The organism is Curtobacterium sp. LFS079 (genome assembly GCF_047977865.1).
Classification (GTDB): Bacteria; Actinomycetota; Actinomycetes; order Actinomycetales; family Micrococcaceae; genus Arthrobacter.
In genome coordinates this window covers 25,567-44,968 of the sequence record NZ_JBFPFO010000007.1, presented here as the reverse complement: position 1 = coordinate 44,968, position 19,402 = coordinate 25,567, and the positions used below count along the sequence as shown (strand labels likewise).

The 19,402-nt window shown below is 68.9% G+C and carries 18 protein-coding genes; 3 read left to right on the top strand and 15 right to left on the bottom strand.

What is annotated here, in order from left to right:
- Positions 1-50: 50 nt before the first annotated feature.
- The 3 genes from ACNQPB_RS13010 (at position 51) to ACNQPB_RS13000 (ending at position 4,089) form a co-directional block, all read left to right on the top strand.
- Positions 51-1,421: an APC family permease gene (locus tag ACNQPB_RS13010; RefSeq protein ID WP_498752303.1), complete on the top strand. Its 1,371-nt coding sequence runs from the start codon at positions 51-53 to the stop codon at positions 1,419-1,421.
- 221 nt (positions 1,422-1,642) lie between these two features.
- Positions 1,643-2,947 carry a hypothetical protein gene (locus ACNQPB_RS13005; protein ID WP_498752302.1) on the top strand — a complete coding sequence of 435 codons (1,305 nt, stop codon included), beginning with the start codon at positions 1,643-1,645 and terminating at the stop codon, positions 2,945-2,947.
- 302 nt (positions 2,948-3,249) lie between these two features.
- Positions 3,250-4,089, top strand: coding sequence for a hypothetical protein (locus ACNQPB_RS13000; RefSeq protein ID WP_498752301.1), 840 nt, complete (start codon positions 3,250-3,252; stop codon positions 4,087-4,089).
- Between the two features lie 20 nt (positions 4,090-4,109).
- On the opposite strand, the gene ACNQPB_RS12995 is transcribed toward ACNQPB_RS13000, so the two are convergent.
- From ACNQPB_RS12995 to ACNQPB_RS12925, 15 genes are all read right to left on the bottom strand, one after another.
- Positions 4,110-5,330: a pyridoxal phosphate-dependent aminotransferase gene (locus tag ACNQPB_RS12995; RefSeq protein ID WP_498752299.1), complete on the bottom strand. Its 1,221-nt coding sequence runs from the start codon at positions 5,328-5,330 to the stop codon at positions 4,110-4,112.
- A gap of 63 nt (positions 5,331-5,393) precedes the next feature.
- On the bottom strand, positions 5,394-6,317 hold the full coding sequence (locus ACNQPB_RS12990; RefSeq protein WP_498752297.1) for a PASTA domain-containing protein: 924 nt from the start codon (positions 6,315-6,317) through the stop codon (positions 5,394-5,396).
- A 15-nt stretch (positions 6,318-6,332) separates the two neighbouring features.
- A complete protein-coding gene (locus ACNQPB_RS12985; RefSeq protein WP_498752295.1) occupies positions 6,333-7,250 on the bottom strand; it encodes a PASTA domain-containing protein in 918 nt (305 codons plus the stop codon).
- 1 nt (position 7,251) lies between these two features.
- Positions 7,252-7,722 (bottom strand): hypothetical protein, encoded by a 471-nt coding sequence (locus ACNQPB_RS12980; protein WP_498752293.1) that lies wholly within the window; start codon positions 7,720-7,722, stop codon positions 7,252-7,254.
- Positions 7,719-8,252, bottom strand: a complete 534-nt coding sequence (locus tag ACNQPB_RS12975; RefSeq protein WP_498752291.1) for a phage tail protein — start codon at positions 8,250-8,252, stop codon at positions 7,719-7,721. The genes ACNQPB_RS12980 and ACNQPB_RS12975 overlap by 4 nt, the downstream gene beginning before the upstream one ends.
- Entirely contained in the window at positions 8,245-10,932 is a 2,688-nt protein-coding gene (locus ACNQPB_RS12970; RefSeq protein ID WP_498752289.1) for a baseplate J/gp47 family protein, read from the bottom strand. Before ACNQPB_RS12970 ends, ACNQPB_RS12975 begins: the two co-directional genes overlap by 8 nt.
- Positions 10,929-11,363 (bottom strand): GPW/gp25 family protein, encoded by a 435-nt coding sequence (locus tag ACNQPB_RS12965; RefSeq protein WP_498752287.1) that lies wholly within the window; start codon positions 11,361-11,363, stop codon positions 10,929-10,931. Before ACNQPB_RS12965 ends, ACNQPB_RS12970 begins: the two co-directional genes overlap by 4 nt.
- 43 nt (positions 11,364-11,406) lie before the next feature.
- Entirely contained in the window at positions 11,407-11,745 is a 339-nt protein-coding gene (locus tag ACNQPB_RS12960) for a hypothetical protein (protein ID WP_498752285.1), read from the bottom strand.
- Positions 11,746-11,761: 16 nt separating this feature from the next.
- A complete protein-coding gene (locus tag ACNQPB_RS12955) occupies positions 11,762-13,288 on the bottom strand; it encodes a phage baseplate assembly protein V (protein WP_498752283.1) in 1,527 nt (508 codons plus the stop codon).
- Between the two features lie 13 nt (positions 13,289-13,301).
- Positions 13,302-14,060: a CIS tube protein gene (locus tag ACNQPB_RS12950; RefSeq protein WP_498752281.1), complete on the bottom strand. Its 759-nt coding sequence runs from the start codon at positions 14,058-14,060 to the stop codon at positions 13,302-13,304.
- Between the two features lie 1,178 nt (positions 14,061-15,238).
- Positions 15,239-15,730: a phage tail protein gene (locus ACNQPB_RS12945; RefSeq protein WP_498752279.1), complete on the bottom strand. Its 492-nt coding sequence runs from the start codon at positions 15,728-15,730 to the stop codon at positions 15,239-15,241.
- 1 nt (position 15,731) lies between these two features.
- Positions 15,732-17,018 (bottom strand): phage tail sheath family protein, encoded by a 1,287-nt coding sequence (locus tag ACNQPB_RS12940; protein ID WP_498752278.1) that lies wholly within the window; start codon positions 17,016-17,018, stop codon positions 15,732-15,734.
- 12 nt (positions 17,019-17,030) lie between these two features.
- A complete protein-coding gene (locus ACNQPB_RS12935; protein WP_498752276.1) occupies positions 17,031-17,705 on the bottom strand; it encodes a hypothetical protein in 675 nt (224 codons plus the stop codon).
- A 136-nt stretch (positions 17,706-17,841) separates the two neighbouring features.
- Positions 17,842-18,303, bottom strand: a complete 462-nt coding sequence (locus ACNQPB_RS12930; RefSeq protein WP_498752274.1) for a hypothetical protein — start codon at positions 18,301-18,303, stop codon at positions 17,842-17,844.
- Positions 18,304-18,365: 62 nt separating this feature from the next.
- Positions 18,366-19,310, bottom strand: coding sequence for an NAD-dependent epimerase/dehydratase family protein (locus tag ACNQPB_RS12925; RefSeq protein ID WP_498752272.1), 945 nt, complete (start codon positions 19,308-19,310; stop codon positions 18,366-18,368).
- Positions 19,311-19,402 lie beyond the last annotated feature (92 nt).

The window sequence follows — 19,402 nt, the reverse complement described above, 5'->3', positions numbered from 1 at the left end:
CTCCCCAACGCGGGGCGCAAGCCCTCCCCACCTGAAAGACAACGATGTCCGTGAACTCCGAAAGCCACGCCGCCCCGGTCGCCGCTTCCCCCGGCGCCCCGGCGAGCAATCAGCCCCATTTGCGCCGCGTCCTGGGCCTGGCCGCCCTGGTCATGTTCGGCCTGAGCTACATGGCCCCGCCCACGGTGTTCACCACCTTCGGCACGGTCACCCAGATCACCGACGGGCACCTCGCCGCCGCCTATGTGGTGGCCCTTGCGACAATGCTCTTCACCGCCCTCAGCTACGCCAAGCTCTCGCGTGCCATCCCGGCTGCCGGCAGCGCCTATTCCTACACTCAGCAGACCTTCGGCGGCCACCTCGGCTTCGTAACCGGCTGGACACTGATGCTGGACTACCTGTTCCTGCCGATGATCAACTTCCTGCTGATCGGCCTGTACATGAACGCCGCGTTCCCGGCCATCCCGGCCTGGGTCTTCGCGCTGGTGAGCATCCTGCTGGTGCTGGCGTTCATCGCCCTGGGCGTGAAGTTCGTGGGGAAGTTCAGCGGCGTGATCGTGGCCGTGTCCGTGGTGATCATCATCGTGTTCGTGGCATTGTCCATGTCGTACCTCTCCGGCAACCCGGCGCCCTCCGTCACCGCGCCGTTCGGCTTCGGCTCGGCCGGCGCCAGCCCCATCTTTGCCGGCGCGGCCGTGTTGGCCCTGTCCTTCCTGGGCTTCGACGCCGTCTCCACCCTGTCCGAGGACGCCCGGAACGCGCAGCGGGACATCCCGCGGGCCATCGTCATCACCACGCTCCTGGGCGGCCTGATCTTCATTGTGGTCGCTTGGGTGGGCGGCCTGGTGATCCCGGACTGGCACGAATTCACCGCCTTGGACACCGCCGGCATCGAGCTCGTGGAGAAGGTGGGCAGGCCCGTGCTGAGCGCCTTCTTCATCGCGATGTTCGTGGCCGGCTGCATCGGCTCCGCCATGACCAGCCAGGTCAGTGTCAGCCGCATCATCTACGCCATGGGCCGCGACGGCCTGCTGCCCCGGCCCTTCGGCAGGCTCCACCCGCGCTTCGGCACTCCGGTGCTGGCCGCCGTCACGGTTTCCGCCGTGTCGCTGCTGGCGCTCGTGCTCAGCCTCGAGATTGCCGCCACCATGATCAGCTTCGGCGCCCTGTTCGCGTTCTCCATGGTGAATCTCTCGGTCATCAAGCTCTTCTTCTGGGACCGCAAGCTCCGCGATGCCGCGGGCGTAGTGAAGTACCTGCTGTTGCCTCTGGTGGGCTTCGGACTGACGATCTGGCTGTGGACCTCCCTGGCGCCGACCTCGTTCATCGTGGGCCTGTGCTGGATGGCGGTCGGCATTGCCTTCCTGGCCTTCCGCACCAAGGGCTTCCGCCAGGCCCCGCCGAAGCTGACGTTCGGGTAGCTCCTCCTCGCGTTCCCATTGCCTCGGGGCAGCACATTCTGCTGGATCACCTCGCTGACGGTCGCGGAGATCCCTGCGAGGGCGCGATCCGTGCCGGCTTGCAGCGGGTGTGATCAAGCAGAATGTCATGCCACGCTGTCCCATCCGGCTCTTTGCCGGGCGGGACACCCTCGTTAAGGCCAGGATTACGCGGGGCGGCGGGTATCCATGAGGATTGTGCAATGCAGAATGTTCGCGAGCTGATTCGGCCCAGCAAAGAGGAGTGGGCCTCCCTGCCCAGGCGTCGGTCCGGGGTGCGCACGACGCTGATCGCTTGGTTGCTGGTGCTGCTCACCGTCGGCGGGGCATTCGTGGCCGACACGGGGTGGGACGATGCGCCTTCGTCCTGGGAAGAATCGCTGCTGCCGATCAACGTGTTTGGTTCCGTGGTCACGCACTCTGCTTTTCTGATGGTGTTGGCTGGTTGGGCGCTGGGAAGGTACTTGCCCGTCTCCTCGGCTGCTTTGCTGGGGGTGTGCGCCGTTGCCTATACCAGTGTGGGCGCAGCATCAGCGATGGCCTGGGCAGCGGGTGCAGTACTTTCGGCCGTCCTCGCCGCCGCGGAACTCATGTCGTCGCCCCGTCAGCTCAGGGAAATCCGGAAGCTCTCGGAAAGGCGTAGGGATGGCGCGACTACAACCCTGGGGGAAAACGCAATCTCCGCTGAACGGAGGGAACTCTCGGCAGGCTGGTGGGTCGCTTTCGGCCTCGCATGCGTTTCGGCCGGGCTGTGGGCGTGGTTCGCTGCGGATTGGACAATAGCCCGAGGCAAGACCCCACCGGCCGACGGAGGGCCCTTTGAACCGTACGAGGCAGTTTTCGCCGTCGCCGCCACCCTTCTGCTCGCAGTCTTCTGCGGGAAGGCCGCGCGCAGGTGGTGGGTGCACCGCTATGCAAAGCAATTCGTGTGGATCGTTCCCGGTTCCGGTGGTCCCGTCTGGGCACAGGGCCTGGACCCCTCGTACGGAGGCAAGCTGGAACCCAAAGAATCCATGGCTCATGGTTGCACCTGTGATGAGGAGACCGAACGCCGTGACCCTGAATACGAGGAGTCTCCCGAAGAGTACGTACTCCTGGACGCCTACTGCGTGGTCCATGGCATAGACACTGTCAACGCCCTGGACCATGATGCCTTCCGGGCCATCGCCCGCTCAGCCTGGCTGTGGGACGAGAGCTCGCGGGTTCCGCAAACGAAAGACGACATGATCGCATCCTCCATCGGTCTGCTGGGGTTTGTCGGATACGTGTTCACTGGGATCCCCGTGAAGGGGGACGCGCATGGCATGGATGCTGCGAACTCGAACGTGACCACGGCGGACGAACTCAAACAAAGCGACCGCGACGTGCCTGGATGGCTCGAACCCAAGTTCCTCCCACCCGCCGAACGAGGCATCCTCGACACCATCGATCTCGCACCTGCCGGCCTGACTGGCACGGCGGTCCGCTATCGCCACGGCCGCGCCTGGCTCCGCACCGGGCAATCGTAGTTACCGCCGCTCGGCCCGCAGGTTGGCCTTCGACATAAGCGGTGCATTTTGCTGGATCACCCGCGGGGCCACGGCAGAGTTCCCTGTGCTGGCGCGGCTCATGCCGGCTTGCAGCCGGGGTGATCCAGCAGAATGTCATGCCTGGTGCCGCCTGGCTCCGCGAGGAAGAGCCGTAACCTCCTCCTCCCGCCCAACTAACCAGCAGTGGTGGCCGTTTGAGTCCCCAAAACGGCGACAACTGCAAGTCAGTTGGGTTTACCCGGACGGCCCCGAAAGCACCCCGCCTCTGCCACAATTGATCCATGGCCGCAGGGAGGCGGAGTCCGGGCTATTTGGCGGGTATCACTGGTGCCGGCACGCTTCGTGACGGCCCGTCGCCCGAGGCGATCCGCAAACCCTTCTTCATCGCCGCCGTCGTGGTTTTCGCTGTTGCGGTCCTGGCCGAAATCGGCATGTCGCTCCTGCTGGGCGGGACCGCCGTCGAGCCCGTCTCCCCGGGGGAGGCCGCCAAGCTGGGCATCCCGCTCGACGTCTTCCTCAACACGCAAAAGGCCGACGCCGATCCGCCCGGCGCCGGCATCGGTTTCCTCGCGTTCCTGGACGGGCTGCTGCTGTTCACCGTGGTGATGCTCGGCCTCAGCTTGATGATGGAGCTGCGGCTTTACGGGCGGATCCAGGGAATCGTGACCCTGGTTGTCACGTTCCTGTGGGTGGTGGCGGCGTTCTTTGCCGCGATGCTGGCCATGGCGAAGCTGTTCCTGATGTTCGGGCTGTTCGTGGCCGCGCCGTTCGGAACCCTCGCCTATCTGGCTTTATGGGGGAGTTTCCCCACGGGGCAGGCCGCCGCGATCCTGGGGCTGCTGCTCCTGCTGAAGGCCGTGTTCGTGGTGCTGCTGATCCTGAGCCAGCCCAAGTTCCTCAAGGTCACCGGGCTCGTGGTGCTGGTGGTGGTGTCGGTGCTGCTGCAGTTGGTGCTCGGCCTGATCCATGGCTTCCTGCCCGGCCCGCTGGTGTCCATCGGCGACCAGTTCTGGGCGCTGGTCACGGTGATCGTCGCGCTGGTCTGGGCGTTGGTGATGCTGATCGTGTCGATCCCGGCGATCATCAACGCCCTGCGGGTCAGCGGCTCGGCGGGGGACTAAGGAAAGCCGGAACGGGAACCCTAGGCCCGGCTGCGGTACGCGGCGAGGAACGTCGAAATCCGGCGCACGGCTTCCTCGATGTCCCGCTCGGCCGGCAGGATCACGAAACGGAAGTGGTCCGGCGTCGGCCAGTTGAATGCGGTGCCGTGCGAGACCAGGATCTTCTGGTCCTGCAAGAGTTCCAGCACGAACTTCTCGTCGTTCTCGATCGGGTAGATCTCGGGGTCCAGCTTCGGGAACAGGTACATGGCACCGGCCGCGGGGACGCACGAAACGCCGGGGATCGCCGTCAGGAGCTTCCAGGCCAGGTCCCGCTGTTCACGCAACCGTCCGCCGGGCCTGATGAGCTCCTCGATGCTCTGGTACCCGCCCAGGCAGGTCTGGATGGCGTGCTGCGCCGGGACGTTGGCGCACAGCCGCAGCGATGCCAGCAGTTCCAGGGCCTCGCGGTATTCGGCGGTGGCGGCGTGTGGTCCGGTGACGGCCACCCAGCCGGCGCGGTAGCCGGGCATGCGGTACGCCTTGGAAAGGCCGCTGAAGGTCAGCACGCAGACGTCGTCCGCCACGGAGGCTGTGTGGATGTGCCTGGCCTTTTCGTAGCGGATCTTCTCGTAGATCTCGTCGGAGAACAGCACCAGGTCGTGCTTGCGGGCCAGGTCCGCGAACTGTTCCAGGACGTGGCGCGGGTAGACGGCGCCGGTGGGGTTGTTCGGATTGATGATCACGATGGCGCGGGTGCGGGAGGTGATCTTGGCTTCGACGTCGGCCATGTCCGGCCACCAGTTCTGCTCCTCGTCGCAAAGGTAGTGAACGGGCTTGCCGCCGGTGAGCGTGACCGCGGCGGTCCAGAGCGGGTAGTCCGGAGCGGGCACCAGGACCTCGTCGCCGTTCTCCATGAAGGCCTGCAGGGTCATCGAGATGAGCTCACTGACGCCGTTGCCGATGAAGACGTCCTCGACGCCGATCGTCATCAGGTTCTGCGTCTGGTAGTACTGCGAGATCGCCGTGCGGGCCGAGAAGATGCCCTTGGAGTCGCTGTAGCCCTGGGCGCCGCGCAGGTGGTGGATCATGTCCACCACCACCGACTCCGGCGCCTCCAGGCCGAACGGCGCCGTGTCCCCGAGGTTCATCTTCAGGATGCGGTGCCCCTCGGCTTCCATGGCCTTGGCCGCCTGGAGGAGCGGGCCACGGAGTTCATAGCGGACGTTCTGGAGTTTGCTGGAGTGCTGCATCGGACGCATGGTTGATCCTTTCACGGCGGTGCCTGCTCTGCCGAGAGTTACGCGCGGACCCGAGGCCAAGCGTCAACCGCCCACCTTCACGCACTGGCTGTTCTTGCACAGGTTCGGGAAGGTGTTGTTGTCGATGAAGATCTTGGACCGCAGTTCCGTCCGGACCAGCACCAGGGCGTTCAGGCTTACGCGGGTGCCCACATCCGGATTGACGCCGAGTACCACGCAGCGTTGAAGGCTCGGCAGCGAAGGGGTCTTGGTGCAGGTGGAGCCCGCGGTGAAATCCAGCTGGATCTTGGCGGCGGCGAACTGGGCCTTGGCCGATTCGACCGTGGTGCCCAGCACCGCGGGCACGGCGGTCCTCAACGGCACTGCCACGTCCAGGACCACCATTGAGCCGCGTCCCACGGTCCTTCCGCCCTCCGGTTCCTGGCCCACCACCGTGCCGGCCGCCTCCGCGCTCTCCTTCTCCACGACCGAGGTGCCGAAGCCCGCGTCCTTCAGGATCTGCACCGCCTCCGCCTGCGGCTTGCCCACGACGGGCGGCACGCTGGCGTCCTTGAACAGGAACCACAGCACACCCCCGACGACGGCGAGCAGCGCCACCGCGCCGATGATCACCCAGAGCCACGGGAACGGGGGAGGAGGGGGCGGCGTCGGGGGTGCCGGCACCTGAAGCGTCACCACGTGGGCCTGGTCCGCGTAGTCCTCCGGGGCGTCGTCCGCCGAATAGGCGATGAGCTTCACCGGGTAGCTGCCGGGCTTGGCGCCGCTTGTGTCGAACGTGACCAGGTACTGCTCCGTGGCGCCGGCCGCGAGGGTCCGCAGGGGATCCGGGATGACCGTGTAGGTTTCCGAGGCAGTGCCCCCGGCAAACGCGCCGAGCACCACCCGCGCGGAGGCACCGGTGCCGTTGGTGACGGACGCGGTCAACGAGCCCTTGCCGTCCTTCAGCATCACAGTGGGGGAACTCAGGGTCATGGTGATGGTGCCCATTTCATCCTCCGGCTGTCACGGAGCGCTGTGCAGCGCCGCTTCGCTGTTTTCTTGTTTCGTCCTCGTCCAGGTCTCGCCGGTCACGCAGATCTGGTCGCCGTCGTACGCATCCCTCCACACGAAGCCTTGGAGGCAGGTGTTGACGCCGTAGGGGCCGCCGGGAGGATTGGGTTTGCGCGCCGCCTGCGTGCTTGGGGCGTTGTCCTCGAGCACCTGGGCGGCCGATGAAGGCAAAACGCAGATCTTGTCGTCAGGAGTGACCAGCCGGTAGACGTAGCCGGGCTGGCATTTGTCGGCCGGCCGGGCAATCTGCACGCTCACCGTGGTCCCGGCGCTGGCCCGGCTGCCGGCCGCCGGATCCTGGCCGATGACAGTTCCGGGCGTTTCCGTGCTGACCACCTGGGTGGAGCCCATCGAGAAACCGGCGCCGATGAGGATCTGGGCGGCTTCGCTCTGCTGCTTGCCGCGCACGTCAGGGACGTTGCCCCCGCCGCGCAGCAGGAACCACAGCACCCCGCCGACCGCCAGAAGCAGCACGACGGCGCCGATGATCACCCAGAGCCAGGGAAACTTCGACGGCGGCTTGGCGGGCGGGGGCGCCTGGCTCACCGTCAGGGTCACGACGTGGGCCTGGTCCGCGTAGTCTTCCGGGGCGTCGTCCGCGGAGTAGGCGATGAGCTTCACCGGGTAGCTGCCGGGCGCCGCGCCGGTGGTGTCGAAGGCCACGAGGTATTGCTCGGTCGCACCCGCGCCAAGCGTGCGCAGCGGCTCGGCCACGGTGGTGTACGTCGGTGCGCCGGCCTGGCCCGGGAAGGCTCCGAGCACCACCCGTTCCGCCGCTGCGGAACTGTTGGTCACCGAGGCCGTCAGCGAGCCCTTGCCGTCCTTGAGCTCCACGGTGGGGGAACTGAGTGTCAGGGTGATTCCGGTCATGTCAGCCCGCCTCCACTAGTTGAAGCACACAGTTTCCCGGCACCAGGCAGCGGATGCCGAGGCTCCCGCCCGATGTCCCGAATGTCAGCTCCACGGTATCCCCCGGATCGGCCGATTGCTCGGTACGGGTGCCCTCGACGGAGAGTGTCACGACGACGGCCTGCTGGGGCAGCAGCCGGGCCCGCTTGGTGGGCGGACCGAAGTCGAACAGCCCGCCGAACTTGCGCACCTCGAACGTGCAGCTCCCGGCGACCGCGAGCTGGCCGCCCGACGCCGAACAGGCACCGCCCGCCGGAGCCAGGTCCGCCGTCGTGAGCTTCCCGCCCCCGGCGACCCCGGCGAAACCGGACTGCCAGCCCGGCGCCCCGGCGTTGTTGCTGCCGCTGCAGCTGACTCCGAGGACCAGTACCAGCACAGCGACGACCGCACAAAGGATCACGACGATGATCGGCTTCCGGTTCCCGCCGTTCACGCCTCCATCACCTCGATCTGGTCCGTGACGTGCGCCGGTTTGAGGCCCTTGACGATCCGCCGGATGAGCTCGGCCTGCCCCGCGGCCGCGGCCGGCACCCGCACGGTGATGTGGAAGGCCCCGGGCTCCGACATCACTTGGAAGCCCGGAACGCCCGTGGCCAGGTGCAGGAAGCGGGTGAGCCCGTCCACCGTGCCGCGGCGCGCGGACAACCCGGCGGCGCAGGCGATCAGGTCCCGCTGGCGGGCCACAGGGATCCCTGCGGATGCGGTTCCGGTGGCTTCGGGGCCGGGCAGGGTGAGCCAGTCCAGGTCCACCCAGCGGGACAGGAAGGGAATGAGCGAGGACGGCGAGCGCCCGGGATCCGGGACGGTGTGGATGCGGTCCAGGACGTCCCGGACGGGCCGGTGCAGGTCCTCGGCCACGGCGAGCAGGGCCTGCAGCGGCAGGCTGCTTTCGGCCGCCACCTGGTACACCTCCGGCAGCACGCGCAGCAGCCGGGAGTCGCCGAGCCGGAAGTCGTCAGCCATGGCCGTGGACCACCTCGATGCGGTGCTCGCCAGAGCAGAACAGCCAGGTTTCCGGGAGGGTCACGACGTCGTCCACCACCCGCCGCGTGCAGCTCGCCCAGGAGGTGGTGTTGTCCGTGCTGCGGTAGATCCCCTTGGGCCCGGCGGCGAGCAGCAGCTGCGTGCCGTCGTCGCGCACGGAACCGGAAACCCCCCGGACGGGTTCGAATCGGGTGCGGTCCCGCAACGGCAGCCCGCAATTCACATCCGGGGTGCTCCATTGCGGGGAGGCCTGGCCGAGCTGCAGGCGCAGCACCCCGCCGCTCTGGGTGGCGGCGAACGCGGCGTTGCCCATGACGTGCACGGCCCAGCAGCTGCCGCCGGTCCAGCCTGCGCCGAACTGTTCCCAGGCGGACTGCAGGGTGTCGAGGTCGGTGCGGGCGAGCTCGTCGATCTTCAGCCGCAGGCAGCCTGTCCCGCTGCCCTCCGGGACGGAACGCCCGAGCCACAGGTAACTCGCGCCGCCGTCATACTGCACGGTCATGCAGCGGATGTCCTCCCCGGCCGCCTTGACCAGCTTGAAGCTGCCGGCCATGCCGGCGTCGGGGGAAAGCCACACTCCGGCCGAGGCCTCCGCGGCCACGGCCACCCCGGTTCGGCCGCGCACGTCCACGAGCGCGTCCACCGCGTAGAAACCGCGGTCCGGCTGGCCGGCGTCCACCACGTTCTGGACGGGGATGGCCCCTTCCCCCACGGGAAGTTCGTAGAGGCCGCGTTCGCCGGCGAGCAGCAGCACCGGCGCGCCCTGCCGGTCCACCCAGCACAGGTCCGCAACCACAAAGCCCAGTTCGGCGGCGCGACGCCAGGATTCGCCGAGGTCCTCGCTGATGTAGATGCGCGAGGACGTGCCGGTCACCGTGCTGACCGCCACCATTCCGGGGTGCTGCCCAACGGCGGACCGTCCCGGAGCGGGGGAACGGAACGGCGCGATGGACCGCACCGTCTCCGTGGCCGGGGTGCCGTTTGAATCCGTGCCGCTTGAACCGGCGCCGTTTGCATCGGTGCCGCCGAACTCGGCGCAGGCCTCCCAGCCGTCCCCGGCGTTGGTGGTGCGGAACAGCAGCCCGTCCTGGGCCACGAACCACGTGTTGTCCTGCCCCTCGGCCTGCACCAGCCCCATCGCGCCGCTGTCCGGGACCTTGTCCACCTCCAGCCGCACCCGGTCCACGTACTGCACCCCGGGCTCGGCTTCCTCCATGGCCCGGTAGAGGTTGGAGACGCGAAGCGGTTTGCCGAAGCCGGAACCGTAGCCACCGGAATCCTGGCGGCCAGTATCCGGGCGCAGCGGGCTGATGCCTTCGGCGAGCCGGGCGGTGATTCGTGACCTGACGGCGTCGGCGTCCTCATCCGGGCGCACCACGATCCGCGCGTCCACCAGCACCTGCTTGTACAGGCCCCAGCGGACCACGGGTTCGGCACCCACCGTGGAGCGGCGGCGCAGGTACTGTTCGACCTCGTCCCGCACTTCGGGGCGGGCCTGTGCGGCCAGTTCGGCGGCCGTGACGGGTGTTTCGCCTGTGCCTTCACCGCCGGCGCGCGGCACGAACGGCACCAGCACCACCTCCACTTCGCCCGGCCGGGCGAAGGCCCACAGCTCCTTCCGGGTGAACGCCCGTGCCCGGTCCACGCCGCCGTGCCGCATGGCCAGCACCTCGTAGTCGCGCACGGTGACGGCCCGGTCCCGGGCCTGGAAATCCTGCGGGGCCCGGCGGAGCGCGTTCTCCAGGGCCTCGCCGTCGCGCCCGCCCGTGGCGGGTTCCGGGTTGCTGACCCGCACCCCGGGCACGGGCGTGCGCAGCACCGTGAGCTGCCCGGCCCCGACATTCCCGGGCTGCCCCCCGCCGCCGCGGTACCAGGCGCGCACCTCGGCGCCCGGACCCGGGACGGGCGGGTGGTCTTGTTCCCCCGCGGAAGCCTGCCCGCCGAAGGCTTCATCCCACCAGGCGAACATCACGACGCCGGCGCTCCGGTCGATCCGCACCGGCACCTCCCCGGGCCTGGCGTCCGCGAACGCCTCCACTTCGCGGCAGTACCGGAACGGCTTGCCATCCACCAGCACGGCCTCGCCACTGCTGAGCCGGGTCCCGGCGGGCACCTCGATCGCGACCGACAGCCCGGCCCCGGACACGATCGGCGCGTTCGGAACCACGAAGCTCTGCCCGGGCCGCCCCGTCCCGGTGCCGATCGGGACGGCGTCGTACAAGGTGACATCGGCTGCCGGGACCAGCACGCTGGCCTGGCCGGCGGGCAGCACCGCGGCCGCCGTCGTCGTAAAGACCGGCTGCGGTGCCCCGGGCACTCCGGGCGGGCAGCTGACCTGCGTGCCGCGCGGGATCCTGATCTCGGGCGCGTCACCGCCGCTTGCCAGGCGGGTGAATTCCAGCATGGTTTCGGCGCTGCCGGGCGGGTAGAGGCTGGTGCCCAGCAGGTTCAGGTACACGGCGTACAGCTTGTCCGGGACCCGGTTGAGCCGGTACATGAGGGTGTCCGTGAGGTAAGCGAAGGCCTCCATGATGGTGATTCCGGGGTCGTGCACGGACAGGTCCGTCCAGTCCGGGGCGACCTGCCGGATGCGCTCGCGGGCGCCGGCCACCAGCTCCGCGAAGCTGCGGTCATCCAGGTTCGGGACGGGAATGCTCATGCTGCACCTCCGGAGTCAACGGGCAGGGTGATGGCCAGTTCGTCCTGGTGTTGGGTGGCGCGGACCCGGTAGCGCAGCCGCACCTCCAGCAGTTCCGGGCTCTCCTGCGAGCGCGAGGCATCCAGGGACAGCACCGTGATCCGCGGCTCCCACTGTTCCACGGCCCGGGCCACGTAGTGGATGGCCAGACCTGCCGTGGTGTCGTCCGCAGGTGCGAAGGCGAGCCGGAAGAGGTGGCAGCCGTAGCTGGGGCGGTTGATGCGCTCGCCGGGCCGGGTGCTCAGAAGCAGCAGCAGGGCCTGGCGGACGGAGGCGGCGTCCGTGACGGTGGCCAGCCTGCCGTCCGGCGTCAGGTTCAGGCCGGAAATCCCGACGGCGGCATCGAAGTCAGGGTGGACGAAGGCCACCGACTTGTACCTTGGGGCGCTCATGGCCGGCCGCCCTTCATGCCTGTGCTTTTCATACCTGCGCCCTTCATGATCCCGCCGCCACGAATTCCTGGCCGGGCCGCCGCACGGTGTACTTCACGGCGCCGGGCGGGGTACCGTCCGTGAAGCCCTCCACGGTATCCAGGCACATCCGCTTCCCGTCGATCCGGATGAACAGCGAATACCCCTTGATGACCGGGAGGGTCTTGTTGCACGGCTTGATGTTCAGGCCGATGTTGGGGCACATGGAGATGTCCCGGCCCACGGGATCCGGCTCCACCAGCACGGGCGAGCCGGCCACCCGCACCCATTCCTGCGAAGGGACGTTCTCCACTTTGCCGTCGTGCCCGCAGCGCAGGATGGCCTCCTTAACCAGGATTTTCATCGCGAACTCCCCAGCATCAGGCCTCCTCGAAATCGACGGTCTTGGCGCGGATCCGCATAGCCTTGCCCGGGGCCTCGAGCAGCAGGTCCGTGGCCGCCGTGATGCGCAGCTTTTCCGGCCCGAGTTCCACCGTGGAGCCGTGGCCGTCCGTGAAGCTGAGGGTGCGGGCACCGCCGTCGAGCACCAGCTGCTGGCCATCCGAGGAACGGAACGTGTAACGGCTCTCCCGGGCGGTGTTCACCCCGGCGTCCGGGGTGCGCTCGCGGCCGTAGAGCCCGCCGAGAACGATTGCCTGCGCCGGGTCCGTGGCCGGCAGCAGCACCAGCACCGTGTCCCCGGGCGCGGGCGGCAGCACCAGCCCCTTGCCAGGCCCGGCGGCACCGGACAGCACCGGTGCCCAACCGCTCTCCAGTGGCGGATATGCGGGCAGCCGCACCCGGACGCGGCCGCGCTCTTCGGGATCGTCGACGTCGGCCACCACGCCCAGGGTGAACACATCCGGCTGCCGGGGCGGCGGGGTTTCGGGCGGCCGCGTGGTGATGGTGGTTTCGTAGCCGTTGCTGTCCAGCCGGTGCGCGGCCGAGGCGACCGTGTACGTGCCCTCCAGCGACGAAGCCAGGCCGCGTACCCGGACCCGGCCGCCGGCCCGCAGGAGCGGATCGCCGTCGGCCACGAACACCGCGCTGACCTGCCCGGCCATCCGCACATCCAGTTCCGCCTGCGCCAGTTCGTGCGCCGCGGCATCCGAGGCGAAGGCCTCGTTGCCGCGCAGCAGATCGCCGCCCGCGCCGACGCTGGCCAGCGCCGGGTCCGCCGACACCCCGGCCTTCGCGTCACTGCCCGACGCCGATCCCTCCAATGCCTCGGCGTCGCCCGAGTGCCAGCCCGCCGTCCGGGCACCCAGGTAAGCCGGTTCCTGGCTGAGCTCCACCTCGGCCGAGTGCAGGCTGCTGCCCAGTTCCAGCTCGACGGGTTCGCCCTCGCCGGCCAGGGTGGTGAGGCGCAGGGCGTCGCCGTCGACCACCGGGTAGACGCCCACCCGGGCGCTTTGCTCCACCAGCAGGCCCAGGTCCGAACGCGCGCACTGGTACACCTGCCCCAGCCGCATCCCCCCGCCGGTCACCTGCAGGCCCGTGCCCTCACAGAGCGTCCGGGCGAGGCCGGCCAGGTCCACGTCCTGGTGCAGCCGGGTGAACTGGCGCTTGCGGAGGCGGTGCAGGGCGTCGTACGCGCGCACCCGGATTTCCTGGGAGAGGTCGGCGCCGTAGCTGTGCTCCACCACGGTCACCTCGCCGACAAACAGGGCAGTGCGCCGTCCGCCCAGTTCCACCCTCAGCGCGTCCCCGGGCGCAGGGTCCACGCCCCGGGTGCCCTGGCCGAGGCTCCGTTGGCCGGGTGCAGGCCGCCAGGTGATGAGGCACTGGGCCGGGCGGGCCAGCGAGCTGAGGACCTGCACGGAGACGATCGCAGCGGTGTCAGCCGCGGAGAGCCGGCGCCGCCCGAGGGTGACGATCAGCTCGGGCAATCCCTGCAGTTGCCTCATGGCGATTCCCGGTTCATGGTGTTTCGCCCATCGGCGGCACGGCCAGCGGGCCCGTGAAGTGGGCAGGGTCGTCCACGTTGTTGTACTCCAGCAGCAGCTTCCACAGCAGCGGGGTGCCGAAGGCCTGCAGGCTCAGGCGCCCCAGTTCGCCCGGCGGCACCTCCGGAAGCGGCTCCCCGCCGTCGGGGGCCAAAGCGTCCCGGTCTGTGCCGCCGTCGCCGGTCACTGTCAGGGTGTCCACGGGCGGGGCCGTCAGGTCCACGGGAGGCAGGCGCTGGGCGAGCTCGTAATTCTCGCCGCCTTCCTCGTCAGCGCTCTGGCCGACCCGCACGAACACCAGGCGCATCCAGGACCGCAGCGGCGAACCGTCCGGGGCGAAGCGGTCGAAGCGCTCCGCGACCTCGGTGACGATCCCCGGCACGTTCCACGCCCGGCCCCAGACGAAGCGGACCGACGGCGGCCGGCGCTGCCGCTCCACCTCAGCCGAGTTCTCCGCGAGCGCCCAGATGGGCCGGGTCATCTGCCGGACGTCCTGGACATTAAGCGACGCCGGTGCGAGATCGACGTCGAACAGCAAATCCAGGCGGAGCTCGGTGTGCCCGCCGCCGGTGAAGAGCAGGGGATCGTCCGCCAGCCCGCTGCCGGTGAGCTTCCCGCCCGCACTCCTCCGCGGCTCCACTCCCGCGCTGCGCTGCATCACCACCGTCTCCGGGTTGAGCAGGCAGCCCAGGTGCTCGCCGGTGTCTTCGATCAGGAACGCGACCCTCTCCATCTCACACCGCCGACCGCTCGACACTCAGCCGCGCCGCCCGGGCCAGCGCGTGTTCGAGGTGTTCGCTGCTTTGGCTGGTTGTTGTTTGCGGGTTTGGTTTCGGGGCGAGTTCGGGCCAGGTGCCGGTGAGCGGGGATTTCGGGGTGTGCTCGGCTGCGGAGCTGGGGTGCGGTGCTTTGGGTTCTTCTGCGGGCTTTGGGTCCGCGAGTTGGGATTCCGGAGCGTTCGGTTCCGTGGGCTGTGGTTTCCGGGGCGGCGGTTCCGGGGATTTGGGGAGCACGACGGCGGCGGGCCGGGTTGGGTGCTCCGCGGCGGGGCTCGTCTTGGCGGGGGCTTGGCTTGCCCGTTGTGAGGCCTGCTCTACGTCCTTTGGGCGCGGCAAAAGACGTAGAGCAGGCCTCACAAGTCGGCGGGCTTCCCTTGGGTCTGTCGTTGGGCCGGTGGCGGTGGAGGGTACTGGAGTGGGCAGCGCCGGGGCGGGCCGTGCAGGGACGCGTTGTGCCGGGGTTGACACCGTTGGAGTGGGCTGCGCGGTATAAGAAGGCGCCGGGGTGGGCTGCATTGGTCTGGAAAGCACCGTGCGGTCCGGGCGGAGGCGCAGCACCGGCACACGATCGGCGATGCGTTGTGGGGCCTTCTCTACGTCCTTTGACGGTGCCAAAGGACGTAGAGCGGGCCCCGCAAGTGTGGGCGCCACGGCATCGGGGGCGTCGAAGTTTGCGGCAAGGGTTCCCATGTCCTGGATTCCTGAGTCCCGGCTCCCCACGTCCTGCTCCAGTGTGCCTTCGCTTGGCGTGTCCTGCCCGGGCGCCGTCGTGGGGCTCTTTGGCTCAATGACCGCGGACCGCATCCGCGCCGTTGTTGGCCACAGCCTGATTTTCCGCAGCCGGGACAGTCCAAAGTGCCCCGGGACGGTCGCCCCATCGACGGCCGGCACCGGACCACCCGCCGCAGCAGGACCACCCTCCGCAGGCGCCAAACCGGCGTCGCGCAACAGGCGCACCCAATGCTCGGGTGCGCCGGAGAGATCAAAGCCGCGGGCCGGCGTCGGACTGACTGGTCCCGACGGGGTCGCCGGGCCGCCAATGCCGTCCGGAGGCCCCTGCCCAGCCGGGCCGATCCGTCCGGCGAGCGCGCGCAGCCTCCCCGCCAGCCCCCGCCGCCAGCCAGCCGGACCGTCAGGCCACGGGCGCGCGGGCATCGTCCAGTTCCAGGCGGTCGTAGGCGATGGTCACGGATTCGATGGCCAGGTCCTTGCCCAAGGCATCCAGGGGTGCGCCGAACCATTCGCACAGCCACGCGCCCAGCAGGTTCCAGCGGCGGACTTCTGCCGAGCCCGCGTCGTTGAGCATGGCGATGGACACGTTCCGCCGCTCCACCTGGCCGTTGGCCGCCTTGAAGAGCCACTGCAGCATCTCCGTGGAATCGGTGAGCCCGTATTTGAGGGTCACGGGTGTGTACTCCACCTGCCCCGGAATGACCCGCACCGTGCTGTTCTCCCCGCCGGAGCGGTACAGGATGCGGTCGATCTTCATGCCCAGGCCTTCCACCTTGGTGAAGTGGCCCTGCACCACGCCCTGGATGACCAGCTTGAAGTTGTACGCGCGGTACGGATCCACCACGTTGCCGGGCTGCGCGGCCGGGGCCGGGGTGCTTGGCTGCATGCTCATCTCAGGCTCCTGCGCTTTCTGACTCGCTGGTGGCTTCGGCCGACTGCATGAGCTTGAAAATCACAAACTCCGCTGGTTTCACCGGCGCGATCCCGATCAGGGTGACCACCTGGCCGGCGTCGCGGACCTCCGGCGGATTGGTTTCCTCGTCGCACTTCACGAAGAAGGCCTGTTGCGGCGTAGTGCCCAGCAGGGCGCCGTCCCGCCAGACGTTGGTCAGGAACGCGCCGATGTCGCGCCGGATCGATTTCCACAGGGTGTGGTCGTTGGGTTCGAACACCACCCAGCGTGTTCCGTCCGCCACCGATTCCTTGATCATGTTCGTCAGCCGGCGCACGTTGATGTAGCGGTACTCGCTGGCCTCGGGTGCCTTGGTCCGCGCGCCCCACACACGGATGCCCTCGCCCGGGAAGTAGCGGATGCAGTTCACTCCGGCCGGGTTGAGGACTTCCTGCTCGCCGCGGCTCACCCGCCGCACCAGGTCCAGCGCGCCCTGGATGGGCTCGTTGGCCGGCGCCTTGTGGACGCCGCGGCTGCCGTCCACCCGCGCCCAGATCCCTGCCATGTGGCCCGACGGCGGCTGGGTCACCTTCTTGCCGGACACCGGGTCCGTCATCACGATCCACGGGAAATACAAGGCGGTGTAGCCGCCGGGGGACTGGGGCGCGCCCAGCGCGTCCTCTCCGGTGGCGCGGCTGGCGGGGGTGTCCGCGCTGCCCGCCCCCGGCTCGGGTTTCTCCGGCTTGTCGGGCTTGTCCGGCTCAGGCTTGTCCGGCCCAGGGTCGCCCGGCAGGCCGGAGGTCGCCGCCCGGGTGAGCGCTCCGACGTCGTCCACTTTCTCCACGGTGTCCAGGATCGCCATCCGGTCCTGCCGCAGCGGGTGCTCCACGTGCGCCTGCAGGGCCGCGTAGGCATCGGCGTCGGCGTAGCCTGGGGCGGCCACCATGGAGATGTCGTCGATCGCTTCGAAGAGGGTGAGGCCCGTGGGCTTCCTGGCTGTGCCGGTGAGGCTGCCGCCGGTGCCGACGTTGACCACATAACAGCGGCCACCGCCGTTGGCGAAGAAGCCGAACACCGCGTTGGACAGCGGCGTTCCCTGCGTAGCCTTCCCAACATACTGGTCCACGAACTGGGTCCAGTTGTCCAGGACGCGTGCCTCATCCAGGTGCGCCAAGGGATCCGGGGCGACCCCCACGAATCCGGCGATGCTGGTGCTCACCTGCCCGATGGAGCGGGCACCGCTGGGCACTTCCTGCACGTACACTCCAGGCGCCTGATAGTTCGCCATGGTGCGCTCCCTTTACTCCCACCGGATGGTTACCGGCAGGCTGCTTGTGCTGGCTGACATTTCACGTTCCGTGCCGCGGACGGCCACGGCAAAGTGCTGGAGTTCGTCTGCCGAGGCCAGGACCTCGAAGTGGCCGGTGGCATCGCTGACGACGGCGGAGGCGGACGAATGCGCGCGGATGTAGGCGTTGGGGATGCCTTTGTTGTGGATGTCCACGAGCCGGCCTTGGATCCGGCGCGCGAGCTTGGTTTCGGCGATGAGCGGTTCCAGGACCAGGGGGCCGGAGGGTTCTTCGAAGTCCAGGGACACCGGTACCCGGACCAGGAAGCCCAGGCCTTCGCGGATGCTGGCACGGTATTCGCCGGGTTCGAACTCGTCGGCCGAAACCACGGAGTACTGGCTGTGGCGCTCCACCGCGAGGAGCAGTTTCTCCATGGTGGCCAGCCGTTCCGGGCCGCGGGCCTCGACGGCGACTTTGAGTTCCAGGTCCAGCAGCGGACCGTTCCTGCGGGAGCGGCCCACCCGGTTTAGGGCGATGGCGCGGACTGTCACCGTTGCTTCGGGAGCTGCCTCAGGAGCGTCCGGAGAGGAGGGCTCGCCGTCGTCCTCGAAGTGGACCTCCACAGGCGAGACGGCGTCCGAGAGCAGCCCGAGCAGTTCGGTCAACGAAGCTTGCACAACACCCACGGTGGCACCCCAGTCGACAAGGTGGTCCAGTACAGCGGTTGTGCATAGGTTACTCCCGTGACTGCCCGTCAGTCACGGGGTTTGCGGAGTAATTCCATTCGTTTGAAGATTGCCGCCGATCGGCCGTCCTGCGGCCTCAGTCCGCGCTGGCGCGCAGCCGCTCGCCCAGATCCTTGATGCCGCCTACCGTGCCGATCACCTGGCCGAACATCGCGCCCGCCAGCATGGCCAGGCTGCAGGTGCCGGCGATGCTTGCCGGCACCCACATGCCCACGAGCCGGCCCCGGAATATCGTGAACGCGATGTAGGCAAGCAGGATCACGCCGCCCACCACGTCCACCTTGCCCACCACGTTCTTCGCCGCGGAATCCCATTCCAGGCGGAACATCCGGCTGGCGATACGTCCGGCAATCACGCCGGCGGCCAGGCAGGCCAGCGCCGGCAGGACGGCCCAGGCGCCTTCAAGCACCAGCTCCACCGCGACAACCACGAGCAGCACCACGAAGATCAACGCATACAGGCGCAGCCGGAAGCGGATTTTCCGGTCGAGGTGCTTCCTGGCGAGGGCCTTGCGGGCCTTCCGGTCGGGGACGGTCATGCGCCCGAGTCTAGCCGCGGAGTCTAGCCGCGGAGTCCAGCCGCGGAGTCCAGCCGCGGGGCCTAGCCCCGGGCGGACGCGCCTTCCCTGCGCCACCACGCCACGGTCGCCGCGGCGGCTTCGGGCAGCGGGGTCGGCGCCAGGCCCAGCCGCGCCTGGCTTGCCGCGGAGTCCATCACGAACGGCCGCTCGAACTGGTAGAGGGTCTCGCCGAGTTCACGCATGTCGGTGGACGCCAGGCCCAGGACCTTCAGCAGCCAGCCCGGAATAGTCCCCAGCTTCACCGCGGGCAGCCCCGCGGCGGTGGTGAACGCCGTCGCGAGTTCCTGCTGGCTGAGCGCCGGCACGGTGGGGGCGTGCAGCACCGAGTTCCACAGTTCCGGAGTTTGTGCCGCCTTGACCATCGCGGCGGCCAGGTCCGGCACGTAGGTGAAGGAATGCGGCTGGTCCGCGCGCCCGATCACCTGCAGCGACTTCCCCTTCAGCAGCACCGGCACCATGCGCTCGCCGGCATGGGCACCGCGGACCCGCGGGCCGAAGAAGTCCCCGGCCACCACGCTCACGGTGTTCGCCTTGTGCGCCTGCCGGGCCTTGAGCAGCGCGGTGCGCACCCCACGCTTTCCGCCGCTTGCTTCGCGCGGGCTTGATTCGCTTATCGTCCTGTCCGGCTCGCTGTAGGAATACAGGCTCTCCGGGAAGACGACGACGGCGCCCGCCTCCGCGGCGGCGTCCAGCACCGTCCGCTCGGCGCGGGGGAGTTCGGCCTGCCAGGCCTTCGCGGAGTAGGCGGAGCCGTGAATGCAATGGAACACGGCCGAGACGCCGTCGAACGCGTCCGCCAGCTGGGCCGGGTCCGAGACGTCCGCCTTCCGCCGCTCGATCAGGGGATGCTCCGGGCCCGAACCGGAGCGGGTGAGGAGCCGGACCTGGTGGCCCTGGTCTGCGAGCAGGCTGGCAACGGTGGAGCCGACGGGGCCGGCTCCGGTGACTGCGTAGGTGGTGGTCATGGCTGGCTCCTGGTCTCGGTGGATTCTGTGAGCGGTGCTCTCTGAACCAGAATGGACCCGTTTCCCGCCAGAGTCAAGAGCACTGCTCTCTT